The sequence below is a fragment of the Arachidicoccus sp. BS20 genome (genome assembly GCF_001659705.1).
GTDB lineage: Bacteria > Bacteroidota > Bacteroidia > Chitinophagales > Chitinophagaceae > Arachidicoccus.
The window spans coordinates 2,626,527-2,646,144 of sequence record NZ_CP015971.1 but is presented as its reverse complement, the minus strand read 5'-3'; the positions used below and the strand labels follow the sequence as shown (position 1 = coordinate 2,646,144).

Below are 19,618 nucleotides of genomic sequence, written 5' to 3'. Positions count from 1 at the left end.
TTAAGTAGGTTTCCCGAAAAATCTTTGTAATATTATCCCTGAAAAATTTGTGTTATGTCATACCCGTATCAGATTAAATCGTTTGAAGAATACAAGGAAGTTTACGAAAGAAGCGTGCGTCAACCGCAAAATTTTTGGGCGGATATTGCCAGCAATTTTCAATGGCGCAGAAAATGGGACACTGTTCTCGAATGGAATTTCAAAGACCTTGACGTAAAATGGTTCAAAGGCGCAAAACTCAATATCACGGAAAACTGCATCGACCGGCATTTGGAAAAGCTCGGCAACAAGCCCGCGATTATTTGGGAACCGAACAATCCCGATGAACATTACCGCATTCTCACTTACAACGATTTATATAATAAAGTAACGCAGTTTGCCAACGTCTTAAAAAACAACGGCGTGAAAAAAGGCGACCGTATATGTTTGTACATGGGCATGATTCCCGAACTCGCCATTGCTGTGTTGGCTTGCGCGAGAGTGGGCGCCATTCATTCTGTAATCTTCGGTGGATTTTCTGCGCGCAGCATTGCGGACAGATTGCAAAATGCGAATGCAGAGTTTGTAATTACCTGCGATGGCGCATTCCGCGGCGGCAAAGACATTCCGCTGAAATCCTTGATTGACGATGCTTTGGAGAGTTGCCCGTTTGTAAAAAGAGTGATTGTCTGTACAAGAACACGCACACCTATTTCAATGATTAAAGGTCGTGATGTATGGTGGGAAGATGAAATTAAAAAAGTGGAAACACTTGGTATGGCGCCCGCCGTTGCGGAAGAAATGGACGCCGAAGACCCGTTGTTTATTTTATACACTTCGGGTTCAACAGGCAAGCCGAAAGGCGTGGTGCATACGTGCGCAGGCTACATGATTTATACTACATACAGTTTCGTAAATGCTTTTAATTACAAGCAAGGCGATGTGTACTTCTGCACGGCGGATATTGGCTGGATTACCGGACACAGTTATGTTGTTTACGGTCCGCTGAGCGCGGGTGCAACTACGTTGATGTTTGAAGGCGTGCCCACCTATCCCGATGCGGGACGTTTTTGGGACATTGTGGACAAGCATCGTGTGAATATTATTTATACGGCGCCTACGGCAATTCGCAGCCTGATGAGCTTTGGCGATGAACCTTTACAAGGAAAAGATTTATCAACATTGAAAGTGCTTGGCTCTGTGGGCGAACCGATTAATGAAGAAGCATGGCATTGGTTTCACGAAAAAATAGGAAAAGGAAAATGTCCGCTCGTGGACACCTGGTGGCAAACCGAAACCGGCGGTTTTATGATTTCCAATTTGGCAAATGCAACGCCCGAAAGAACGAGCTGGGCTACGCTTCCATTGCCCGGCATTCAACCCGCTTTGGTGGATGAAAACGGAAACGAAATTGAAGGCGCCGGCAGCGGAAATCTTTGTATAAAATTTCCCTGGCCCTCGATGATTCGTACAACTTACGGAGACCACGAACGTTGTAAGCAAACGTATTTCAGCACTTATCCGAATAAATATTTTACCGGAGACGGAGCCTTGCGCGATGAAGACGGCAATTATAAAATCACGGGTCGCGTAGATGATGTGCTGAATGTGAGCGGACACAGAATAGGAACGGCGGAAGTGGAAAACGCCATCAATATGCACGCAGGCGTGGTGGAAAGCGCTGTGGTAGGTTATCCGCACGACATCAAAGGACAAGGTATTTATGCGTATGTAATTTACAATGGCAATCACAATGCCGGCGATGAAGATTTAATCAGAAAAGACATTACGGCAACAGTTACGCGCATCATCGGTCCTATTTCAAAGCCCGATAAAATACAGTTTGTAAGCGGCTTGCCAAAAACACGCAGCGGCAAAATCATGCGGCGCATTCTGCGGAAAATTGCGGAGAATGAAACCGAAAATCTCGGCGATACTTCTACATTGCTCGACCCGAAAGTGGTGGAAGAAATTAAGGAAGGAAAGTTGTAACTACAAGATTTATAAGTGAATTAGTCCAGGAATATTTTCTATGAAAAAATTTCTTGGGCTGATTTTTTTATGCTATGATAAAAACAATAAAATTTGAATAGTTCTTCTGCAAGCCAATATTTTCAATACTTTCAGCGCACAGCCGAATGTTGTTCATAAGAAAATTTTTGCGGAATGGTTTCCATTTTCTTACACTCTTCCAAGCTTCCAACCCTGAAGCAAAGCGGAATTTTTATAGCGTGTTGCATTTTATATTCAGCCTTGCACATAATTCCCATTTGGTTATAATAGTTGTAATTAGCCAAAGGATTTTTGAAAAACATTCTCCTTACGAAAATTGTTGAATCAACCTTTGGTATGGAATCGTTGTTTGGAGTAGTCTTTTGCTGTGCTTTTGTAATAACTAAAGTCATAGTCATTGAGAAAAACAGTATTATTATTTTCTTCATAGTCCGTTTATCATTGTTCATTCAAAGATATGCAATGCAGCTGTTTATTGCACAAATCGTGGAGCTGCTTCTATTGTTTATTTTTCTCAAAAGTGTACCAAAAGCGGACACCAGGTGTATCAAAAGCGGACACTTTTGAAAACATAAAAAATAACAATTAATTGATTATCAATTTGTTATTTGATTGGCATGCTTGCTGTTGCTTTTTGGGAAAATAGTTTTCACATGAAGCAATTATTAATTATCTCTTTTCTTTTTTTCTCTGTTTATGTACAAGCGCAGGACGTGGACGTGGACAGCACATTGAATCTTTCGTTGGAAAAGTGTGTGCAAATGGCTTTGCGCAATAATGCAGACATCAACAATTCCAATTTTCAATCGCAGCAAAGCAAAGCTTATCGCACGCAGGCGCAAGCCGCACTTTTTCCATCCGTGAACGGCTCGATTGACCATTCCCTCAATAGCGGGCGCAACATTAATTCGTCCGACAACAGTTATTCTACGCAAAGCTTTACTTCGGCAAACTATAATTTATCGGCAAACGTTCCGATTTTCAATGCGTTTAAATACAGGAATAATATCAAGAAAACCGATTTGGATTTTAAGGCAAGTCAGTACGATTTGAAAAACATGAAAGACCAGATTACGTTGCAGGTAATTGTTGCTTATTTGAATGTGCTGAATCAGGAAGACCAATTGGAAAATTATCAACAACAGTTATTAAGCACACAGGCGCAGATGAATCGTCTCGATTCAATGAACAAAGCCGGAGCTGCAAAGCCCGATGATATTGCCAATATGCAAGGGCAGTTGAGTGGAAACCAGATAGCCATTGTGCAGCAGGAAAATGCAGTAAAGGATGCAAAAATCACTCTATTTAACTTGATGAACGTGCCTGTAAATACTGATGCTGTGCTGGACAGACCACAATCTCTTACTGATATTCAGTTGGAACAAAACGGGTCTGTGGATGATATTTATGCCCGCTCGCTGCAAAACCTGCCGATGATAAAGGAAGCCGAATTGCAGGAGCAAAGCGCATACAAATATGTGCAAATTAACAAGGCTGATTATTATCCGTATTTGCAGTTTGGCGCGGGCATTGCAACTACTTATACCAATACTGCAACCGATAATTTCGGTAATAAAATCGGTTATTTCAACCAGTTGAAAAACAACTATGGAACATATTTCGGTCTTACGCTGAATATCCCCATTTTCAACGGTTTGCAAACAAGAACAAATGTAAAGGTTGCCAAAATTCTTGCAGCAAAAGCAACGTTCAACACTAAGACTGTAAAGAATAATCTGAAATCAAATATAGTGAAAGCATCATCCGATGCCGATGCAGCGCTGAATGCCTGGCAACAACAGCAAAAGCAGGTAGATGCATATAAAGAACTGATGCGCGTAGATGAGATAAAATTTAACGCAGGCGCCATCAACGCGACGGATTATCTCGTGGACAAAACAAAATTTGAACAGGCGGAAATTACCTTGATTGTAGATAAATATACCTACATCTTTAACACGAAAGTTTTGAGTTATTACCAAGGGGAACTTTCATTTTAATATTCAAATGAACAGGAAAATGAAATATGAATACGAATGCGCTCATCATGCTGTCCTGAACTTGATTCAGGATTATTTCAGCATCTCAAATACACAGAATTAAAATTGGACAGGAGATGCCGAAACGAGTTCGGCATGACGGCAAACATGTTTCAATTTATCGGTAACAATAAAACAATATTTCTAAACCAATAAAATTTCAAGACCATGTTCTTACATTATTTTAAAACAGCGTCGAAGATTTTAAAGAAGAACAAAATCTTTACTGTTCTCAACATTGGCGGGCTTGCCATTGGCATTGCCTGCGTTGCGCTCATTTTGCTTTGGGTGGAAAACCAGTTGGATTACAATAAGCAGTTTAACAATGCCGCGAATATTTACCAGGTAATGGACAACCAAAAATATAACGGTAACTATATCACGTTTGATGCAAGTCCACACCCTTTGGTAGCTGCATTGAAACAATCTGTTCCGGAAATTAAAAACGCAGTAAGCGTCGATTGGACACATAGTTCGGCTTTTTCACTCGGTAATAAAAAAATAGCCGAGCAAGGCACGGAAGCAGATAGCACATTTTTCCAAATCTTCAATTTCCCTGTTGTGGAAGGAAGTCTCAAAAATGCGCTGAATGACAATAACGGTATCGTGATTTCACAAAAAATGGCAATGGCTTTTTTCGGCAACAAACCTGCGGTGGGCAAAACATTAAAGATGAACGGCAACAAGCTTTTCACGGTAAAAGCCGTGATAAAAGATATGCCGAAGAATATGACTTTCAATTATGACTACATTATAAAAATGGATGTCCATGGCGATTATGCCTATCAGGAAAACTGGGGCAGTAATTCGTTGGAAATTTTTGTAGAACTATATCCGAACGCAAATGTGGATGCCATAAATAAAAAAATACAATTTACAGCAAAAGCAAACGGCAGTGACAACTCCGCAGAATTTTGGCTGTTTCCATTATCTAAAACGCATTTGTATCACGATTTTGCGAATGGAAAACCTACGGGTTCCGGACAAATAAAATATGTAAAAATGTTTTCGTTTGTCGGGTTTATTATTTTACTGATTGCCTGCATCAATTTTATGAATCTCTCGACGGCGCGTGCGCAAAATCGTTCCAAAGAAGTAGGCGTACGCAAAGTATTCGGCGCGAGGCGTCAAACATTAATGAAACAATTTTTAACCGAAGCGCTGATGGTTTCATTCATTGCCATGTTCATCGCTGTTGGACTGGTGTATGTAACGTTACCTTTGTTCAATTCCGTATTCAAAACGGAAATAGCTTTTCATATCAATACCACCGCGCACATTGTTGGTTTATTGTTGATAACCATTGTTTGCGGAGTGCTGGCAGGCAGTTATCCCGCGCTGTATTTATCATCGTTCAATCCTATTAAAGCATTGCGCAGGCAATCGTCCAAAACCTCGTCGGGCGGCGGTTTTGTGCGAAAGGCGTTAGTGGTTGTACAGTTTTCCGCATCCATTATTTTAATCATTTCCACTATTATTATTTACCAACAAATACAACATACCAAAATAAGAGATTTGGGTTTTGATAAAGAACATTTGATTTATTTACCACAACCGGGCGACAATATTTCACAGCACTTTGAAGCGTTTCGTAATGAGCTTTTGCAAACAGGTTTAGTGGAAGATGCAAGTATGTCTTGGTCTTCGCCTTTGCAAATAGGAAGCGGCTCGAGCGATTATCATTGGGATGGGCAAGCCGCAAATGAAAAAATATTAATAAGCCTGAACCGTATAACGCCGCATTATATTACCACCGCCGGATTTCATTTGATGGAAGGGAGAGATTTTCAATCGCCGGCTACGGACAGCGCCAATATCATTATTAATGAAAGTTTTGCCAAATTGATTGGAGAAAAGAATGGTCGCGTTGGTGGTGTAATATATGATGGCGGCGGCAACAAAATTAATATCATCGGTGTATTGAAAAATTTTGTGTACAACAATATGAGTAGTGTACAACCAGACCCTATGTTTTTTTATTGTGTTAGTCCGGCTGATAATTACATGGAGTTATTCATACGCCTCAAAGCAAACACAGACGTGGCAAGCGATATAGCCAAAATAAAATCGTTGTACGACAAAGAAGAACCCGAAAATCCGTTCAATTACAAGTTTGTGGACAAAGAGTTTGAAACCTTCTTCCAAAGCGAAGAAATGCTGGGAAATCTTGCTTTTGTTTTCGGCGGTTTGGCAATCATTATTTCCTGTTTGGGTTTGTTTGGTTTGTCGGCATTTATGGCAGAGCAAAGAACAAAAGAAATCGGCATTCGCAAAGTATTGGGCGCATCGGTAAAATCCATTGTGCAGCTGCTTTCAAAAGATTTTTTGAAGCTCGTTGCGCTATCGTGCATTATCGCATTTCCGGCGGCGTATTTATTGATGCGCAGTTGGTTGCAGAACTATCAATACCGCATCGGCGTTGAATGGTATGTATTTATCATTGCTGCCGCGCTGGCGTTGCTGATTGCCTTCATCACCGTGAGTTCGCAAGCATTTAAAGCCGCAAGAGCCAATCCTGTAAAGAGTTTGAAAACGGAATAGTCTGAACGAGGATTTGCAGGATTTTTTGGATTAAAAGGAATATTGAAAATGAAATAGGGAAAACAGTAAACCACAAAACAATTGAGCAATAAAACAAAATCAAAAGCAATGATTATCGCACATTATCTCAAAACCGCGTGGCGCAATTTGTTTAGAAACAAAACATTTTCCGTTATCAACATCGGCGGGCTTGCCGTAGGCATGGCTGTTGCCTTATTGATTGGTCTTTGGATTTACAGTGAAGTCTCATTTAACACTTCATTTAAAAACTATAATACCATTGCGCAGGTACTGCAAAACCAAACGGTAGAAGGAAAGATTTATACACAACAGGCTGACCCGTTTCCTCTGGGCAAAGCATTGCAAACAAAATACGGAAGCGATTTCAAGCATGTAATCATGAGTTCCTGGCAGGGCGACCACGTGCTTAATTTGGGCATGAAAAACATCATAAAATCAGGCGCTTATATGGATAAAGGTGCGGATGATATGCTCTCACTTAAAATGCTGAAAGGCAGATACGGTGCGCTTAGTCAGCCGAACGATGTTTATATTTCTGCATCTACAGCCAAAGCGCTGTTTGGCAACGCCGACCCTATGAACAAGCAGTTAAAAATCGATAATAAACTCGATGTAAAAGTCGCCGGCGTTTACGAAGACATTCCTTATAACACAGACTTTAGCGGATTGGATTTTATTGCGCCGTGGGACTTGTATGTAACATCTGAAAGCTGGATTAAGAACAACCAAACAAGGTGGGACAATAATTCCTTCCGGGTATTTGTACAGATGGCAGACCATACAGATATGCAAGAGGTAAGCAAAAAAATAGCCGATATAAAATTAAACGAAGTAAGCGCAGGTGAAAAGAAATATCATGCACAAATGTTTCTTGCACCGATGAAAGACTGGCATTTACATGACAACTACGAAAACGGCGTACAGACAGGCGGAAAAATTGTGTATGTATGGATGTTTGGAATCATCGGGATGTTCGTACTGTTGTTGGCTTGCATCAATTTTATGAATCTCTCAACGGCGCGTAGCGAAAAACGGGCAAAGGAAGTGGGTATCCGCAAGGTCGTAGGCTCGCTCCGTTCTATGCTTATCAAACAATTTTATTTTGAATCCATATTAATGGTTGTGATTGCATTTGCGATTGCATTGTTATTAACAAGATTGACACTTCCGTGGTTCAATACATTATCCGACAAAAGAATGATTATTCCATGGGGAAATGTTTTCTTTTGGTTGACTTCCGTAATTTTTATTCTTTTCACGGGAATCATTGCAGGCAGTTATCCTGCGTTGTATCTGTCTTCCTTCAATCCCGTAAAAGTGTTGAAGGGCAGCTTCCGCGCAGGACGAAATGCTTCATTGCCGAGAAAAATCCTCATCATTTCGCAATTTACCATTTCCCTTATTCTGATAATCGGAACGCTTGTTGTTTACAAACAAATAAAATTTTCCCAAAACAGACCTGTGGGTTATAATCAAAACGCGCTGATAGATATGTATGTGAATACGCCGGAATATGCAAAATATTTTTCCGCCATAAAAAATGAATTATTGGCAAGCGGCGCCATTACAAATATGGCAAACAGTACAGCGCCTGTTACCAATGTTTGGTCAAGCACGAACGGATTGACATGGGCAGGAAAAGACCCGAACCTTACACAGGATTTTGTACAAACGAGCGTTTCTACCGACTTCGGAAATACAGTTGGCTGGCATATAACAAGGGGAAGGGATTTTTATGCAACGGGTGTTTCGGATTCGTCATCGTTAATTATCAACGAAGCTGCTGTAAAATATATGGGACTAAAAAATCCTGTGGGCACCATTATAGGCGATACATATGACAGTTCGGTACATTATACCGTCATCGGTGTAGTGCAGGATATTGTTTCGGGTTCGGCATATACGCCCGTGCAACAGGCGTTCTATGTTCTTAATAAATATCCGAGTGATATTGGCCTGTTTTATTTGCGGCTCAATCCCAGCAAAAGCGCACACGAAGCCATTGAAACAATAGGAAAAGTATTTAAAAAATATATTACAGAAGCACCCTTTACTTACAATTTTGTAAACGAGGAGTACGCCCAAAAGTTTGCTACGGAAGAGCGCATCGGTAAGCTCGCCACATTCTTTGCGGCATTGGCGGTATTCATCAGTTGTTTGGGCTTGTTTGGTTTAGCGTCTTTCATGGCAGAGCAAAGAACAAAAGAAATCGGTATCAGAAAAGTATTAGGCGCATCGGTATTCGGTTTATGGAAATTATTATCCAAAGACTTTATTGTATTGGTTTTGATTTCTTGTGCCATCGCTGCACCTGTTGCATGGCTTTGTATGCACAAATGGTTGCAGAAATACGAATACAGAACCGCAATCAGTTGGTGGGTATTGGCTGTTCCTGCATTATTTGCTTTGGCTATTGCTTTGGTTACGGTAAGTTATCACGCCATCAAAGCTGCAAGAGCCAATCCCGTAAAGAGTTTGAAAACGGAATAGTCTGAACCATAATTTTCAGGATTTATAGGAAAATGAAATATGAAAGAGAGCAGAAACACAACGGTACAAAGACACGACGAAATCACAACGTTGTGAATCATTGGTGGCGCAACGCCGTTGTGGTAAAACAACAAAACAATTGAGCAATAAAACAATTTTCCAAACAATAAAAAAATTCAATACTATGTTCACACATTATCTCAAAGTCGCATGGATTAATCTGCGTAAAAATACAGCCGCAAGCTTTATCAATATTCTTGGACTGGCAATTGGCATAAGCGCCTCGCTGATTATTTTTATGATTGTACGCTACGACAGCAGCTTTGATAAATGGGAACCGCACAACCAAAACGTCTATCGCGTATATACTTATTCGGGAGCAGACGACATTAATTCCGGTGTAACTACGGCATTGCCGCAAGCCATCAGGGACAAGGTTGCGGGCGTGGATGTGGTATCTCATGTACTTTTATTGAACGGTTCTTCCGCTGCGCTTGTGGAAACGGGGAAAGGCGCTATGAAGCCTTTTCCCAAAAATAACGGCGTTGTCTTTGCCGATGCCGGTTTCTTTTCTGTTTTCCCGCATAAATGGCTTGTAGGTAATCCGAAAAGCGCGCTGGATGTTCCGAACACGATAGTGATTTCCAAATCGTCAGCCGAAATTTTTTTTCCTAAACAAAATTTATCCGACATCATCGGCAAGCGCATTATTTTCAGTGATAGTATCAACGTAACCGTTTCCGGTATTGTGGACGATTTGAAAGAGAACAGCGATTTTAATTATAAAATTTTCATTTCTTACCCAACCATTACAAGCAGCGAACGACTAAAGAAACTTTATGGCTGGGAACATTGGGGGCACGTAAGCTACGCTTCGCTTTGTGTGGTGCGGTTAAAAGACGGAACGAACCCGGCACTTGTTGAGAAGCAATTAAAAGAGATAGACTATGCTAATAATAAGCCTGACCCGGGAATGAGCGGCGATGAACCAAAGTTGTTGCCCATAAGTCAAAATCATTATGCAATGGATGTTGACGGAACTATATCGAAAGCTACTCTGTTTAATTTATCATTAATCGCTTTGTTTATTTTATCGCTGGCTGTTATCAATTATATCAATTTATCTACGGCACAGTCAAGCTTGCGTGCAAAAGAAGTAGGCGTGCGCAAAACATTTGGTGGCAGCGAACGGCAAATAAGGTTTCAATTTCTTATGGAAACATTTGTGATTACTTTGCTTTCGGCATTATTGGCGGTTGTGCTTGTGCCTTTACTGATGAAAGGGTTTGCCGGTTATATTCCTAAAGGATTTACTTTCTTCAACGTATTAAATGCAGAAGGAATCGGTTGCTTAACTGTATTGATGGTCGCGCTCACATTTGTTGCCGGTATTTATCCTGCGTTGGTTTTGGCAAGGTTTGAACCCGTAAAAGTTTTGAAGGGCAATACTTCAGGCAAAGGATATAAAAACAGTCTTACCAGAAAGATTTTAATTATCAGCCAGTTTGCGGTAGCACAAATTTTATTGGTATTGGTAATAACTGTAAGCAGACAAATTCATTATTCGCTGAATAAAGATTTGGGATATAAAAATATAAAAGGCATTATCTCGTTTTATGCGCCGGACGCAAGAAAAGTAAAAAGCAATAAATATGTCCTGGTAAATAAGTTACAGCAATTGCCGGGCGTTTCAGAGGTAAGCCTGGGCAGCGCCGCGCCAACCTCTGCTATACAAAGTATTTCGGTTGCTTCTACTATCGTAAAAGGAAAAGAATTGCATTTTAGTGTATGGCAGTTTTTGGGCGATACAAATTATATTCATCTTTTTGGCATTCCGCTTACAGCAGGTTCCAATATCACGACCAATATGGCGGCGGACCCTTTTGGGGTGCTGGTCAATGAAACATTTGCCAGGCAGATAGGTTATTCCTCTCCTTTAAATGCCGTCAATCAGGTATTTGACTTCGATGGGAATAAAGTAATTATTAGAGGTGTGCTGCACGATTTTAGTATGGGTTCGACCAAGTCCTCCATCAAACCGATGCTTTATTTTTATGATGCGCCGCACGCAGGTTTTGTCCATATCCTTTTATCGGGCGAACCCGATGACTGGCAGGCAACTCTCCGGAAGATACAAGCCGTTTATCATGCTTTATATCCGGGCAATACATTTGACTACACCTTTTTAGACCAGTCGATTGAGAAATTGTACAAAGAGGATATCGCCATTTCGCAGGTGCTAACGTGGGCAACAGGTTTGACAATTTTTATATCCTGTCTTGGCTTGTTCGGCTTGGTTACATTCATGGCAAACCGGCGCAGAAAAGAAATCGGTATCCGCAAAGTGTTAGGTGCATCGGTATATCAAATTGTGGCAATGCTGTCGAAAAGTATGTTGCAATTGGTCGTTATAGCATCGTTGATTGCGTTTCCATTTGCGTGGTATTTTTCACATGAATGGTTAAATGGGTTTGCTTATAAAATAAGTGTCGGCTGGTGGGTATTCATCGCAAGCGCTGCGGGCATGATGTTGATTGCGTTATCGGTGCTTGCAATGCGCGCATGGAAATCGGCAAAAGAAAACCCCGTAAAGAGTTTAAAAACGGAATGAGTCTGAACGGAGATTTTTAGGATTTATATGATTAAAACGACAATTATAAAAACGATAATAAAGATGAAAGTAAGATATAAACACGCCGGCACGTCATTTCGACCGAAGGGAGAAATCTCATTGAGATTGCCACGTCGCTCGTGCCACACTCCTCGCAATGACGGTGCACAAGTGTTCATCATTGACTTAATGGCAATTCAACAATAAAACAAATTAATAAACAATAAAAATCAAAAACAGTGGACAGAGTAATTGAACAAAAAAAATGGAACAGGAAACGCATATTGACCATCGTCGGAATTGTGGCTTTGGTTGCGTTAATAGGCGCAAGTTTTTACTACGCGCGCGGCGGCAGCAAGCTAAATGTAGATAAAGAACGGATTACCATCAGCGAGGTAACCAAAGGGCAGTTTAAAAATTATATTCCCGTAAACGGCGTGGTAATGCCTATTTCAACCATCTACCTCGACGTAACGGAAGGCGGTCGTGTAGAAGAACGCTATGTGGAAGACGGCGCTATGATGAAGAAAGGTCAGCCTATTCTTCGTCTTTCAAATACTGATTTGATGATGAGCCTGGTGGAACAGCAAAATAGTGTGTATAACACTTTGATGCAGGAGCAGATTGCGCAAAACAGCGCACGCCAGACATCGGTAAGCAATATGAACCAGATGGCAGATGTAGAGCAACAGTTACAGGAGGCAAAGCGCCTGTACGATTTGAATAAAAAATTGTATGAGCAAAAAGCGCTCGATTATCAAACATATCAGCAATCGAAAATCAGCTACGATTATCTGGTAAAGAAAAAAGAATTACAGGAAAATTTATTGTCGCAGGATTCTGTAAACAAGGCGCAACAATTGGTGCAGCAAAATAAATTGTATGCCGGTGCAAACGATGCACTTAGTTTAATGCAGAAAAAAGTAGGCGACCTGATTGTTCGCGCTCCGGTGGATGGACAATTGACTTCGCTCGACGCGGAAGTAGGACAAAACAAACCCGCGGGAACGAGGCTTGGGCAAATCGACGTCATCAGCGATTATAAAGTGCAGGTAGATGTGGATGAACATTATATCAACAATGTATTTCCGGGATTAACGGGCAATGCTGTTGTGGGCAACGACACGCTGAATCTGATTGTGAAAAAAGTTTACCCTTCCGTTGCCGATGGAAAGTTTAAAGTGGATATGGCATTTAAAAATAAAGCACCTAATGTTATTCATCGTGGTCAAAGCCTGCAAATATTGCTTACGCTTAGCGACGACAGACCTGCATTATTGTTGCCTCGCGGCGGGTTTTATCAGCAAACAGGCGGTAACTGGATTTTCAAACTAAGTAAAGACGGCACTACGGCGTACAAAGCAGAGATTCAGCTTGGCGGTCAGAATCCCGACTATTATGAAGTTGTAAAAGGGCTAGAACCCGGCGACCAGGTAATTACCAGCAGCTACGAAAACTTCGGAGATAATCAGGAACTGATAATCAAGTAATCTGAACGGAGATTTTTAGGATTTATATGATTAAAACGACAATTATAAAAACGATAATAAAGATGAAAGTAAGATATAAACACGCCGGCACGTCATTTCGACCGAAGGGAGAAATCTCATTGAGATTGCCACGTCGCTCGTGCCTCGCTCCTCGCAATGACGGTGCACAAGTGTTCATTCCTGGCTTAATGACTATTTGACTAATGATAATATACAACAATAAAGCAATTTTCAAAACAATAAAAACAAAAAAACATGTGGTTACACTATCTCAAAACAGCCTGGCGCAACCTGGTGCGCAACAGGATTTTTTCTGTGATTAATATTTTCGGGTTGAGCATTGGACTTTGCTGCGCCATGCTTATTCTTTTGTATGTAAAAGATGAAACGAGCTTTGACAAGTTTCACAAAAATGGGAAGAATATTTATCAGGTTGTAACAGAATTTAAGATTAAGGGAGAAGATAATAAAACAAGCGTTACGGGAATATTGCCCGGACCGCGTTTTACACAAAATGTTCCGGGCATTAAAGCTTTTGTGCGCTTTCAGCAAGCAGGCGAAAACACGAAAATAGGCGCAGATATTCAATTTCAAAGATTGTTTCGCGTGGATTCAAATTTCTTCTCGGTTTTTACTTTTCCATTAGTCAGCGGCAATCCTGCAACTTGTTTGAAAGAGCCTTATTCCATCGTGCTCTCGGAAGATGCCGCTAAGAAACATTTTGGTACAACAAATGCCATTGGCAAAGTTGTAATGTTGAAGGATGACAGCGCATTCGTTCCTTACAAAGTAACCGCTGTGGCAAAAAATTGCCCGCAAAACTCTTCCATTCGTTTTGAAGCATTAGCGCCGCTCAAAATTTCAGATGCGGATGCAAAAGACGACCATCAATGGTTCAGTGATTACTTAAACACGTTTGTTGTTTTGGATAATAAAGCCAATCCGAAAACTGTTGAAAAGCAAATGCAGAATTTTTATAAGCAGGATGTAAAGCAAGCGTTTGCCGATATGAAAAAACAGTTCGGCGATATGCTTACCGATGCAGGCAGCTATTATTTACAGCCTTATACAGACATGCATTTCAGTAAAGATTATGGTCCGACAAATGGCATGACCGGCGCAGGCAATCCTATATATTCCTACATTCTTTCCGGTATCGCTCTGTTTGTATTGCTGATTGGGTGCATCAATTTTGTAAATCTTACCGTTGCACGTTCCGTGAAGCGCGCTAAAGAAATCGGCATACGTAAAGTCGTCGGCGGCGACAGAAAGCAACTCATCAAACAATTTTTAGGTGAATCGTTTTTGCTTTGCTTTATTGCTTTCGCATTGGCATTGTTGCTTACCAAACTTGTGTTACCGTTCTTTAACACGCTTGCCAACAAACAGCTTGCGTTTTCTTATTTGTTTGATGCAAAATTAATTGCGGCTTATGTGTTACTCTTTGTTTTCACGGGCTTGCTTGCGGGTTTTTATCCTGCATTGGTGTTGTCGGGCTTTGACCCTGTAAAAATTTTGTATAACAAATTCAGCCTTTCAGGGAAAAATTATTTGCAGAAAACATTGGTGGTGGTGCAGTTTGTACTGGCAGCATTTTTAATTACTATCACGTTTGTGATGTATATGCAGTTCAATCATCTGACACACGCAAAATTGGGTTATGATGATAGCAATCTTGTGTTGGTTAATCAAGATGCATCGCACAGCAAAGCATCGGTATTGAAAACAATGTTGCTGAAAAATCCGAATATTGAAAACGTTGCTGCAAAAAATGGCGGTATGTACAATACACTTGGTACGCTAAGTAATGACTCAACGATACAGTTCCGGGGCGAAACCGTTAACGAATCATTTCTGCCTACGTTGAAAATCCCGATTATTCAAGGCAGAAATTTTTCGACACAATTTCCTTCCGATTCCAACAATTCAATATTGGTAAATGAAGCGTTTGCAAAGCAAGCGGGTTGGGCAAATCCCATAGGGCAAACAGTTAAATTTTTGGATAATAAAAAAACGTATCAGGTAGTGGGTTTGGTAAAAGATTATCATTATGCATCGATGAACGAAAAGATTGGTCCGCAATTATTTACTATGCGGAACAATTTTTCTTACGGAACATTTTATATCAAAATAAAACCCGGCACAGAAAGCGAAAGCCTGAAGTTTATACAAAAAACATTCAGGCAAATGTTCCCGTTAAGCCCGTATTCCTACGCATTCAAGAACGATGAGAACAAGCAGCAATACAGCGATATTGCCAAGTGGAAACAAATTGTTTTGTTCGGCGCCATACTCACGATTTTTATTTCTTGTATCGGCTTATTTGGTTTGTCCATTTTATCGGCAGAAAAACGAACCAAAGAAATCGGTATACGCAAAGTGTACGGCGCATCGGTCAGCAGTATCATTAAATTATTATCGAAAGATTTTTTAAAACTGGTGTTGCTCGCATTGATTATTTCAACGCCGTTTGCCTGGATTGCCGCATATAAATTTTTGCAAAGCATGACATACAGAATTTCGTTGAGCTGGTGGATATTTTTCATTCCTGATTTGTTGGTGGTGTTGATTGCATTTGCAACCATTTATTTTCAAACCAACAGAACCGCAAAAGCCAATCCTGTGAAGAGTTTGAAAACGGAATAAAAGCCTCCCTAAATCCCTCCAAAGGAGGGACTTATTGAAACGAGGATTAAAGCGAAAAATTTTTAATAATGGACGAGGAAATAAATTATAAAACGCGCTTACCTAAATCCCTCCTTTGGAGGGCTGGGGAGGCACTTAAAAACAAAAAACCATGTGGCTACATTATCTCAAAACGGCTTGGCGGAACCTGCAAAAGAACCGCTTTTACGCATTGGTAAATATTTCAGGCTTAGCCATCAGCTTTGCAAGTTTTATTGTGATGCTGGTGTATTTTAATTATCAAACGGATTATGACAAGTGGAACACTTCTCTGAAAAGAGTATATAAAGTTTCGCTGGAAGAAGGTAATAATATTAAAGAAACAACACAGGCTCCGCTTGCCGCATTTTTACAACAACACGACCCAAATATTGAAGCAGCATCGGCTTTTCAGCCGGCGGAAGATTATGAATTACTCATAAGTGCGGGAGACAAGAAGATTTATCAAAGCGGTTCTGTTGCGGCAGATTCGTTGTTCTTTGAAGTATTTCCGTATCATTTTGCAGAAGGCAATGCTGCAACGGCTTTGAATGCGCCCAACACAATGGTTTTGACGAAAGATGTTGCGCATAAACTTTTCGGCAATGCCGATGCTATGGGCAAAACCGTAAAAGTATATAATCACATTGATTTTACTGTTACGGGCATTATACAACTGCCAGATGCACCGGCAAATTTGAATTTGCAGTTTGTATATCGCGACCCTTTTATGAAGCAAGATAATTTTTGGCAAAATTATTCTTACCAAACTTATATCAAATTAAAACACCCGGAAACGCAGGCTGCGCTTGACAATGAGCTGAACAAAATATTTTATGATTACCATCTTAAAACAGGCAACCAAACTTTTGAACAATATAAAAATCAACCTAACCAATCTTCTTTATTTACCGATGCTTTACAGCAATTGCATAATTTTCCAAAACATGGCGAGAGCAATTTTAAAATCACGCTGGTACTTTTAGTCTTAGCTGTATTTCTTTTGATTGCAGGCGCTATCAATTTTAGTAACTTATCCATTGCGCGTGCATTTACCCGCGCGAAAGAAGTGGGTGTGAGAAAAGTTTTCGGTTCAAAACGCATACACATTGTTTTGCATTCTTTGCTGGAAGTCGGTTTACAATGCTTTGCGGCGCTGATGATTGCATTGCTGTTATCATCTGTTGCATTGGATTATTTCAGTCGTGCGTTTAATATATCGCTTTCGTTTTTAGATGCCCGGCATATCGTTTTTATTTTATTACAAATACTTGCCTGCCTTGTATTTATTGTGTTGTTTGCAGGTTTATATCCTGCATTGTTTCTGTCAAAGTTTGAAGCGACAGAAGTACTGAGAGGCTCAATAAACAAAGGCAGGCGCGGCTTGTTTTTCAGAAATGTTTTATTAATAGTCCAGCTTACTTTATCTACTTTTTTTATTATTGGTTCGATAGTAATTGTAAGGCAGCTGCATTTTATAGAAACAAAAAATCTTGGCTTCAATCCTTCGCAAGTCGTCAGAATATATACGACACAAGCAACAAGAGAACAGAATTTTGAAGCAACAAGATTAAAGCTGCTGGATATTCCGGGAGTGGAATATGTATCAAAATCCACCACAGTTCCCGGCGATAAATATATTGATACATCAACCAATAATTATAAGTTTCGTGGACAGGAATACAGGTTAAATTCTGTGAGAGTAAGCATCGACTATTTCAGAACGCTGGACATACCTGCAACACAAGGGCGCGTGTTTGATTATGCATATTCACAGGATACGGATTATACGGCAATCATTAATGAAACAGCTGCAAAAGAATTGAATATTGACAATCCGGTAGGTCAGCAGATTCGTTTATATAATTTCGATTCGCTGCCGTACACGATTGTTGGCGTGGTAAAAGATTTTAATGTGGAAGGAATGCAGCATCACGTAAAGCCGGCTATTTACACGACTTCCAATAAGCGCACGGATTATCGTTCCGGCGGCGCTATTCTTGTAAAAATAAATGCAGCCAATGCCCAAAAAACAATTGCAGGTATTACAAAAGTGTGGAAGAATGTGGAACCTGATTTTCCTGTTCGCTATTCATTTCTCGACCAGGATTTTCAAAAGTTGTTTACAGGCGATATACAGTTGGCTAAAATTATTTTATTCTTTACCATTATTTCCATCATCATTGCGGCAATCGGTTTGTTTGCACTTACAGCTTTTCTTGCCGAAAGGCGTACAAAAGAAATCGGTATAAGAAAAGTATTTGGCGCAAGTGTAAAAGATATTACCCTTTTATTGTCAATGGATTTCGTAAAGTTAGTTATCATCGCTGTAGTGATTGCTACGCCACTTGCATGGACTGTCGCAAATAGATGGTTGCAGAGCTTTGCATATAAAATAAACCTTGGCTGGAGTTTATTTTTATTGGCAGGAATATCGGCATTTATTATTTCTATTGCAACTGTTGCTTTTCAGGCAATTAAAGCTGCGCGTGCCAATCCCGTCAAGAGTTTGAAAACGGAATAAAACCCTCCTTAAATCCCTCCTTTGGAGTGCCGGGGTGGATGAAAGTGTATCAAAACCGAACACTATGTGTATCAAAAGCGGACACTTTTAAAAGTGAAAAAAATATTACTTTATTGATTTTCAATTAGTTAAAAACTTGGCATTACTGTGGCAGCATTTTTTGCAAACGGACACAAATTTTTTAAACAACAAAAAAATATACAATGAAAAAGTTACTCATTTTTACGCTTGCCTGCGGCGTGGCACTTACCGCAATTTCATGGACAGGCAAAATGTTCAACAACATCATCGGCGTTGTACAATCAAACGCTGAACCTGTATTGATGCAAACAAAAAGTTTCGGTATAAGTGAAGTTAAAAATGTAAATGCTTCCACCACGCTCGGCTCTATCACTGTTACGGGCGATGCAACCGGCGAAGCCTCCGTTGAAATGTATGCGCAGGCAAACAACAATCAACATTTGTCCAAAGACGAAATTCAGCAAATCATCAACAGGGATTATAACATTGAAATCTCTGTCGAAAACGGCAAGCTTACTGCGAAAGCCATTTTTAAAAACAAGCACGTCGGAAACAACCAAAAAACAGTAAGCGTTTCCTTTAAAATCCACACGGCAAAAAATGTAAGTACCGATTTGAATTCCGTTACCGGCAGTATTCATCTTGCTGCGTTGCAGGGTAATGAGCGTTTTGAAGTAAGTACGGGTAGCCTGCATCTGGATAATATTTCCGGCGACATCAATGGACACACCAGCACCGGCAGCATCCATGCAGATAATTGCAACGGCAATATTAAATTAGAAACATCCACAGGCTCGGTTCACGCTTCCTATATCAAAGGAATGCTGGATGCCAGAACATCTACCGGCAGCCTGCATCTTGAAAATATTACGGCGAAAGTGTATGCGACTACTTCTACGGGCAGCATTTCTGCAAAGTTCGATACGTTTAAAAACGATGCTACGCTTTCCACATCTATCGGCAGCGTAAATGTAGAAGTTCCGAAGGATATTGCCGCAAACCTTGATCTTGAGGGTTCGCATATCAATGCCAACAGGTTGTACAATTTTAGCGGCGACACCGGCAAAAGAAATATTAAGGGCAAAATAAATGGCGGCGGCGCCAACCTTGCTGCTTCAACAAATATGGGTAGTGTGAGTTTGAATTTTAAATAGCCTGAACCGGGAGTTTTGGGATTTATATGATTTGTGCAGGAAAATAAATGAACAAGAAAATGAAATATGAA

Annotated in this window: 10 protein-coding genes; 9 read left to right on the top strand and 1 reads right to left on the bottom strand. The window is 40.4% G+C overall.

Annotated elements, in window-relative coordinates:
- Positions 1-54: 54 nt before the first annotated feature.
- Positions 55-1,971 (top strand): acetate--CoA ligase, encoded by a 1,917-nt coding sequence (gene acs / locus A9P82_RS11700; RefSeq protein WP_066208016.1) that lies wholly within the window; start codon positions 55-57, stop codon positions 1,969-1,971.
- A gap of 131 nt (positions 1,972-2,102) precedes the next feature.
- On the opposite strand, the gene A9P82_RS11695 is transcribed toward acs, so the two are convergent.
- Positions 2,103-2,390 carry a hypothetical protein gene (locus tag A9P82_RS11695; RefSeq protein ID WP_197492159.1) on the bottom strand — a complete coding sequence of 96 codons (288 nt, stop codon included), beginning with the start codon at positions 2,388-2,390 and terminating at the stop codon, positions 2,103-2,105.
- A gap of 255 nt (positions 2,391-2,645) precedes the next feature.
- Between A9P82_RS11695 and A9P82_RS11690 the strand changes: the two genes are divergently transcribed.
- From A9P82_RS11690 to A9P82_RS11655, 8 genes are all read left to right on the top strand, one after another.
- Positions 2,646-3,992 carry a TolC family protein gene (locus A9P82_RS11690; RefSeq protein WP_197492158.1) on the top strand — a complete coding sequence of 449 codons (1,347 nt, stop codon included), beginning with the start codon at positions 2,646-2,648 and terminating at the stop codon, positions 3,990-3,992.
- 207 nt (positions 3,993-4,199) lie between these two features.
- Positions 4,200-6,572, top strand: a complete 2,373-nt coding sequence (locus tag A9P82_RS11685) for an ABC transporter permease (protein WP_066208009.1) — start codon at positions 4,200-4,202, stop codon at positions 6,570-6,572.
- A gap of 108 nt (positions 6,573-6,680) precedes the next feature.
- Entirely contained in the window at positions 6,681-9,083 is a 2,403-nt protein-coding gene (locus A9P82_RS11680; RefSeq protein ID WP_231891152.1) for an ABC transporter permease, read from the top strand.
- Positions 9,084-9,267: 184 nt separating this feature from the next.
- Positions 9,268-11,694 (top strand): ABC transporter permease, encoded by a 2,427-nt coding sequence (locus A9P82_RS11675; protein WP_066208006.1) that lies wholly within the window; start codon positions 9,268-9,270, stop codon positions 11,692-11,694.
- 239 nt (positions 11,695-11,933) lie between these two features.
- The gene (locus A9P82_RS11670) at positions 11,934-13,184 is read left to right on the top strand and encodes an efflux RND transporter periplasmic adaptor subunit (protein ID WP_066208004.1); all 1,251 of its coding nucleotides are present in this window, start codon (positions 11,934-11,936) and stop codon (positions 13,182-13,184) included.
- Positions 13,185-13,439: 255 nt separating this feature from the next.
- Positions 13,440-15,830 (top strand): ABC transporter permease, encoded by a 2,391-nt coding sequence (locus A9P82_RS11665; protein ID WP_066208002.1) that lies wholly within the window; start codon positions 13,440-13,442, stop codon positions 15,828-15,830.
- 151 nt (positions 15,831-15,981) lie between these two features.
- Entirely contained in the window at positions 15,982-18,372 is a 2,391-nt protein-coding gene (locus tag A9P82_RS11660; protein ID WP_066207998.1) for an ABC transporter permease, read from the top strand.
- A 203-nt stretch (positions 18,373-18,575) separates the two neighbouring features.
- Entirely contained in the window at positions 18,576-19,547 is a 972-nt protein-coding gene (locus A9P82_RS11655) for a DUF4097 family beta strand repeat-containing protein (protein ID WP_066207994.1), read from the top strand.
- Positions 19,548-19,618: the final 71 nt, after the last annotated feature.

Bases quoted from the DNA above. Each gene is read 5' to 3' on its own strand.
- acs (WP_066208016.1), top strand. From the start codon at position 55: ATGTCATACCCGTATCAGATTAAATCGTTTGAAGAATACAAGGAAGTT.
- A9P82_RS11695 (WP_197492159.1), bottom strand. From the start codon at position 2,390: ATGACTATGACTTTAGTTATTACAAAAGCACAGCAAAAGACTACTCCA.
- A9P82_RS11690 (WP_197492158.1), top strand. From the start codon at position 2,646: ATGAAGCAATTATTAATTATCTCTTTTCTTTTTTTCTCTGTTTATGTA.
- A9P82_RS11685 (WP_066208009.1), top strand. From the start codon at position 4,200: ATGTTCTTACATTATTTTAAAACAGCGTCGAAGATTTTAAAGAAGAAC.
- A9P82_RS11680 (WP_231891152.1), top strand. From the start codon at position 6,681: ATGATTATCGCACATTATCTCAAAACCGCGTGGCGCAATTTGTTTAGA.
- A9P82_RS11675 (WP_066208006.1), top strand. From the start codon at position 9,268: ATGTTCACACATTATCTCAAAGTCGCATGGATTAATCTGCGTAAAAAT.
- A9P82_RS11665 (WP_066208002.1), top strand. From the start codon at position 13,440: ATGTGGTTACACTATCTCAAAACAGCCTGGCGCAACCTGGTGCGCAAC.
- A9P82_RS11660 (WP_066207998.1), top strand. From the start codon at position 15,982: ATGTGGCTACATTATCTCAAAACGGCTTGGCGGAACCTGCAAAAGAAC.
- A9P82_RS11655 (WP_066207994.1), top strand. From the start codon at position 18,576: ATGAAAAAGTTACTCATTTTTACGCTTGCCTGCGGCGTGGCACTTACC.